This is a genomic window from Vibrio sp. 10N.222.48.A3 (assembly GCF_041475345.1).
Classification (GTDB): Bacteria; Pseudomonadota; Gammaproteobacteria; order Enterobacterales; family Vibrionaceae; genus Vibrio; species Vibrio tasmaniensis_A.
Genome location: NZ_JBFRVX010000176.1, coordinates 1 through 6,318 on the forward strand (window position 1 = coordinate 1; position 6,318 = coordinate 6,318).

5 protein-coding genes are annotated in these 6,318 nt (G+C 44.5%); 2 read left to right on the forward strand and 3 right to left on the reverse strand.

All coding sequences use genetic code 11. The features are described 5' to 3' along the window. Positions 1 to 70, reverse strand: a 70-nt coding sequence (locus AB4653_RS06340; RefSeq protein WP_372103602.1) for a glutamate--tRNA ligase family protein, incomplete at its 3' end; no start/stop codon positions are given. Between the two features lie 318 nt (positions 71 to 388). Between AB4653_RS06340 and AB4653_RS06345 the strand changes: the two genes are divergently transcribed. Together AB4653_RS06345 and AB4653_RS06350 are read left to right on the forward strand one after the other, a co-directional pair. Next, a complete protein-coding gene (locus AB4653_RS06345) occupies positions 389 to 3,172 on the forward strand; it encodes a copper-translocating P-type ATPase (protein WP_102257962.1) in 2,784 nt (927 codons plus the stop codon). Then, complete coding sequence (locus tag AB4653_RS06350) at positions 3,162 to 3,602, forward strand: DUF411 domain-containing protein (protein WP_029223113.1); 441 nt, start codon at positions 3,162 to 3,164, stop codon at positions 3,600 to 3,602. Before AB4653_RS06345 ends, AB4653_RS06350 begins: the two co-directional genes overlap by 11 nt. 249 nt (positions 3,603 to 3,851) lie before the next feature. Here AB4653_RS06350 and AB4653_RS06355 read toward each other — a convergent pair whose 3' ends face one another. Further along, the gene (locus AB4653_RS06355; protein ID WP_009848608.1) at positions 3,852 to 4,565 is read right to left on the reverse strand and encodes an oligogalacturonate-specific porin KdgM family protein; all 714 of its coding nucleotides are present in this window, start codon (positions 4,563 to 4,565) and stop codon (positions 3,852 to 3,854) included. A 536-nt stretch (positions 4,566 to 5,101) separates the two neighbouring features. Next, a partial coding sequence (locus AB4653_RS06360; protein ID WP_372103599.1) for a family 20 glycosylhydrolase occupies positions 5,102 to 6,318 on the reverse strand: 1,217 nt, incomplete at its 5' end.

The following is a 6,318-nucleotide window of genomic DNA, read 5'->3' on the forward strand; positions in this document are numbered from 1 at the left end:
GTGCAGTACGTGCACCACCAACGTGAAGATAGCCAGTTGGGCTAGGAGCAAAACGAGTTTTAACCGTCATTTAAATACCTTGATTATGTAGGTGATTCTTTTAGTGATTGCCATTACAAAGCCTGCAACAGAAAAATATCACTAAATTTTGGGCGCTATTTTATCACCACCGCTTAAATCTACAATCAGTAGTGAATGATTAATGCGCTGATCTTGTACGAAAGCTATCGTAGAAGGAGCAAACCAATAGCTCAAGCACATGTCAAATGCTCTAAAACGGCAAATTCTCGCCACGCTCGCGATAAACCTCATCTATTCCATCACTCAATATTCCAGCAAATATCAAATTCTTGAATTTATGTTTGACCTTACCCTTACGGGAAGGTTTATGTTAGGCGTAGATGAGAATTGGAGTATCGATATGAACCATTACACAGCTATGCTCAACGGCCTAAATTGCATGGGTTGTGCGAAGAAAGTTCGCACACTGTTTGGCGAATTCGACAACACGACGATCAATGATATATCGCCGACCCACATCGATATTTCTACTCCTTTTAATTACGTTCAACTCAACCAACAGTTAGCGACGCTTGGTTATAGCATGGGCAATAAACTGCACCTTTCGTTATCCGGTCTTAGCTGCGGTAAGTGCGTGAACAAGCTGACACAAGCGCTTGAGCAGACCGAGCAAATCTCAGACCTAGAAGTCAGCAAACATGAATTGTCGTTGGTTAGTCTGCTTTCAGAATCCGAGCTTATTGAGCTAATCGAAAGTGTGGGTTATCACGCAACTCCTTACTCTGAAATTAATGAGCCTTTATCTAATAAAGAATCAGAAGACGATAAAAAAACAGTGCCCGTGGAACCGACACAAGCTAAACCTGCGGCTAGCCAATATACCTATCACCTTGTTCTTGAGGGAATGACGTGTGCGAGTTGTGTTTCTTCGGTAGAGAAAGCTCTGAAAAAGAATGAGTTCGTCGACCAAGCTCAGATCAACCTCGCCGAACAGACAGCCTTAGTCTTCACATCTGAAACACGTAGCGTCATCGAAAGCCCTCTCATAGAATCGGTAAAAACCGCAGGTTATGGTGCCGAGTTCGTTGATGACGCGGCAACTCAACAACAAAAACAGCAAGAACAACAACTTCGTACCCAAAAAGCTTTCCTAAATAATTCAGTAAGCGCGCTACTTATCGGTGCTCCGCTGATGGCGTGGGGTCTGTTTGGTGGCAGCATGACTATTGCTACATTTAACGACCAATTGGCTTGGGGCTTAATAGGTGTTGTCTGTTTGGTACTGCTTGCGACCTCAGGACGCAGCTTCTTTACTAACGCTTGGCAATCACTGATGCACAAGCGTGCAACCATGGATACGTTAGTTGCTTTAGGTACTGGCGCAGCATGGTTCTATTCAATGTTGGTTGTGCTTATTCCATCATGGTTCCCAGAACCATCGCGCCATGTCTATTTTGAAGCGAGCGCAATGATTGTTGGCCTAATTTCTTTGGGTCACTACATTGAAGCCAAAGCCAAAGCTCGCACCACTAAGTCTTTGCAGGCGCTGATTAACTTACAGCCTCAAAAAGCGGTGGTTATCGTCGATGGCAAAGAGCAAACCATCGCTGTAGAAGCCATTCAAGTCGGTATGCAAGTTCGAGTGAAGCCAGGAGAAAAAGTCCCTGTCGATGGTGTCGTGGTATCTGGCGAATCTTATATCGATGAATCGATGCTGACTGGCGAACCGCTTCCCAACGTTAAATCGATTAATGATGGCGTTTCAGCAGGTACCATTAATGGTGATGGCAGCTTAATCATTGAAGCTACGGGGATTGGCTCAAGCACCATGTTGACTCGAATCATTCAGATGGTTCGCCAAGCACAAAGCAGCAAGCCTGAGATTGCGAAGCTTGCCGACTCTATTTCTGCCGTTTTCGTACCAGTTGTGGTCGCGATCGCAGCCATTGCCGCCCTAGTTTGGTTTTTTGTTGGACCACAACCGAGTGCAAGTTACATGCTAGTGGTATCAACAACAGTGCTAATCATCGCCTGCCCATGCGCATTGGGCTTAGCGACACCGCTCTCTATTACTGTTGGCGTTGGCAAAGCCGCTGAGTTTGGTGTTCTGATCAAGGATGCAGATGTGTTGCAATCTGCAAGCAAAATTGATGCTGTCGTATTTGATAAAACAGGCACCCTAACCCAAGGTAAACCAACCGTTCAGCAGGCCTTTTATGGCGACTTATCAGAACAAGAACTGCTGGCTTACGCCTATTCGGTAGAGGTAGGGTCAGAACACCCATTAGCGAAAGCCGTTTGCCAATATGCTGAGAGCTTACAAGTTTCAGCACTACCCCACAGCGAATTTGAAAACCAACGAGGGCTTGGGGTACTGGCAATAATTAACGGCAAGAACGTGCAAGTTGGCTCGCTTAAGTTCCTAACCCAATTAGGTGTCAATACAGACATTGGCGCGGATTTCATCGAGCTTTGTCGTACACAAGCATGGACACCCATCTTCGTTGTAATCGATCAAAAACTGGAAGGCATATTTGGCATTTCAGACTCGTTAAAAATAGATAGCAAACAAGCCATTGCTCAACTAAAATCCGCCGGAATTCACACCGTACTATTAACGGGCGACAACGACTCTGTGGCTCAAGCAATAGGTAAAAACGTCGGTATCGACGAGGTTATCTCGGAAGTACTACCAGAGCAGAAAGCTCAGCATATTGTTCAGCTTCAACAACAATATAAGAGCGTTGCCATGGTAGGAGACGGTATTAACGATGCACCAGCTCTTGCTCAAGCGGATATAGGAATCGCAATGGGCAGTGGTAGTGATGTGGCGATTGAAAGTGCGCAAATGACGCTGCTGAACTCGTCGCCACTGTCTGTGAGTAATGCGATCGAGCTATCCCAGGCGACCGTGAGAAATATGAAGCAAAACCTGTTTGGTGCCTTCATCTATAACTCGTTAGGTATTCCAATTGCGGCTGGTGTGCTCTACCCATTTTTTGGATTTTTACTTAGCCCTGTCGTTGCAGGCGCTGCGATGGCGATGTCATCAATCACCGTAGTCAGCAATGCCAACAGATTAAGATTGTTCAAACCCACTCATTATAATATCAACAAAAACCAAATTCATGAGGTTCACCATGATTCGTAAAGTTATGACTCTTACTGCACTCGCTGCAATTTCAGGACAAGCTCTCGCTACTAATGTACTAAACCATAAGTCTCCATATTGTGGCTGCTGCACAGAATGGACAGAACACATGCAAGACGCAGGTTTCGATGTCACAGAGAAACTCCATGATGACATGAACCCAATCAAGCAGAAGTTAGGAGTAACGCCAGAACTGGCTTCTTGCCATACGGCAGAGATCGACGGTTACGTATTTGAAGGGCACATTCCTGCAGAGGACGTGAAAGCCTTTTTAGAGAACCCACCACGCAATGCGATTGGCTTGGCGGTTCCAGGCATGCCAATGGGCTCTCCGGGCATGGAGTATGGCGATAAGAAAGACGAGTATTCTGTGTATGCGTTTAACGAGAAAGGTCAGGTGTTTGAATACCGTCATTACAACGGAAAATAGAGCGTAAATAGACCTACGAACAGTAATAAAAATAGAGCCTAGCATTAAGTAAACCCAAGACTGTGGTTTACTTACTAGGCTCTTTGCTTTTGGACAGTAAAGCAAATCTTGTCGCGGCACCAACCGGGCTGTTAGTACCACTATGTTTTCGTCGCTAGTTAGCAAAAACTCTATTTAACAAAAAAGCTAATTAGCGAAGAAACTCACTTGGCTAATAATCTAATCGATTAAGCAGCCAAGTGAATCAGCTTAGAAGCCGTAAGATGCACCGAATACGAATGCGTTGTTTGTTTTAGACGCGCCGTTCGCGAAATCAACTCCGTTAGCTTGGCTACGGAATTCGAAGTAAGGTTGAACACCTTGACGAGTCCATGTTGCACGAAGCTCGTGATCCATAGCTTCAGCATCAATCATGTATACGTTGTTGTAGCTCAGCGCTAGGTCTTCGTTTACAGAGTAAGCAATGCGGTTATCCATGCGGTAATCAGTGTCTGCATCTGCAGAAGTGTCATCGATGTGTGCACGAGTACGGTTACTAATAGAGATACCGTTATCGAAGTTGTAGCCAATTTTAACCAATGGACGGAACTGAATGCTCTCGCCAGCAGAGAAGACATGTTGGTAACCCGCAGCAACCCATAGGTTGTCAGTGATATTGAAAGCTTGCTCACCACCAACAGTGATGAATGCATTTGCTTGACCAGTTGTTGCGTCGCCACCAGTTTCAGCAGCAGTTAGACCTTCAAGGTCGCCAAGTTGGATGCCATCAAACTCAGTGTAAACAGTTAAACCGCCTAGAGAGTTGTCAAACGTGTGGCCAGCTTCTAGAGTCGAAGTCATATCAGAACCGTGGATACGGCCATCGTCGTGAAATTGGATATTACCTGTAACGTAAGAAGAACCAGCGAAAGCACTAGAAGCGAAAGCTAGAGAAAGTGCACTTAGAGCGATAATTTTTTTCATAGTAAACTGCCTTAGTTTAAATTTTTCAGCGACATATCTTCGGTATATCATTCACCTTCGCCGCTTGAGTAATTGGTAGCCTCCCTGGCATGAAATCTATCTTGCTCGAATTAATTTACGCTTCAAAATAAAAGGGCAAACAGAGTGATCTCTCTCACCATCAAAAAAAAGAAAGTTATTTAAACCTAACAAATCAATAACTTAAAAACATAAAAATAGATAAAAAAAGAAACCCAATAATCAAAACGGATCAAGGTCACGTTATTTCACGGCGTAAAATTAGATTCAGTTATTTCAATCACACCTGATTTATAGTTTTTTATGGCGGACTTATTTTTTGAAGAGAAGAATGAGAAGTGCGTCACTTTTGCGATGAAGCTCACCTTATGTGCATTGTTGACGTTATAAACAAAGGTTATTTCTATATGTTTCAGTTTAAGGAATGTACCGAACTTAGTTTGGACGAAAAAAAAGCTCCCACTTTTATCTGAGTAAGATAATAGTTAGGGAGCTCATCTATTAATGTTGCTTATCGATTATTTCACCGAAGTCACTCGACTTACTTTCTCGCCACTTTCAGAGATAGAGCGGATGTAAGTTTCGCCTGAAACCGAAGGACGTTGTTGCTCATCGTACGTTAACCAGTTTTCACCATCCGCTGAGTATTGAAGCTCTACGCCAGGGAATTGAACGTTCATCGCTAGCTTGCCATCAATAACTTTTGCCCCCGGAACTGGTAGTCGGTAATCAATACCCGCTTTCTCAAGCTTAGCCAGTTCACGTTGACCAACAATATTCGCGAAGCGATTAAAGTCGTTGTTTAAAGACTGCTTATTTACTAGGTCGGTATCTTGAGAGTATTCAACGCCCACTTTGTAGTCGTTTTCCCAATCAGCTCTGTGCCATGCGCGCTCTGCTGCTGCAAGTACGCGAGGGAACACCATGTATTCATACTGCTCGTCGGTACGTACTGTTTCAGACCAAAGCTGTGCAGACAAGCCGTAGAAAGGTTTTGCTTCAATCTCGCCTTTACCAGTGAAGCCATTGCCGTCACGGTCTAATGAAGTTTCCGCGTTTTGTGGCATGTTTTCTGGTGCGAAGCCAAACATCTTACGAGTATCCGTTGCACGCGTTGCCCAGTAGTAACCTCGCTCTGCTGCGTCAACTTCGTATGGCATATCCATGTATACGTAATCTGGGTTAGAGACAATCACGTCATAACCTTTCGCTGACCAGTCGTACACTGATGAAGTGCCGCCCCAGTAAAGAACGTCCCAGAAGTTAACGCGAGTCGTTTCAGTAGCGAAGCCAGATTCACCCTCTTCCACATACTTCAAGCCATCTTGCCAAGCTTGGAAGTGAGGAATGCCTTTGTCTGCAACAATTTTTGATACTTCTTTTGCAAAGTAGCCAGGCAGGTGACCAAAATCACTCACTGAACCATCAGCAATCAAAGACTGACATTGTGGAGACTGTTGGAATGGCTTGTCTTGCTTGTCTAGCTCAATGTTACCTTTCCATGCCACTTTGTCTTGAGCATCAACATCTTGAAAGCCTGCGCCTAGCTTGATGTTTTTCGCTTCATCACCACCAAAGTGCCAAGTCGTTAGCGGCATACCCGCTTCATTGTGCATTGCTGCAATTTCAGTAATCACTTTATCAACAAAGCGAGTCGATGATTCCATACATGGGTTGATGAAGCTGTGCTTATCGTAGAACTGAATAGTCGTCACGTTTGACGTATCTTGTGGAT

Bases quoted from the DNA above. Each gene is read 5' to 3' on its own strand.
- AB4653_RS06345 (WP_102257962.1), top strand. From the start codon at position 389: ATGTTAGGCGTAGATGAGAATTGGAGTATCGATATGAACCATTACACA.
- AB4653_RS06350 (WP_029223113.1), top strand. From the start codon at position 3,162: ATGATTCGTAAAGTTATGACTCTTACTGCACTCGCTGCAATTTCAGGA.
- AB4653_RS06355 (WP_009848608.1), bottom strand. From the start codon at position 4,565: ATGAAAAAAATTATCGCTCTAAGTGCACTTTCTCTAGCTTTCGCTTCT.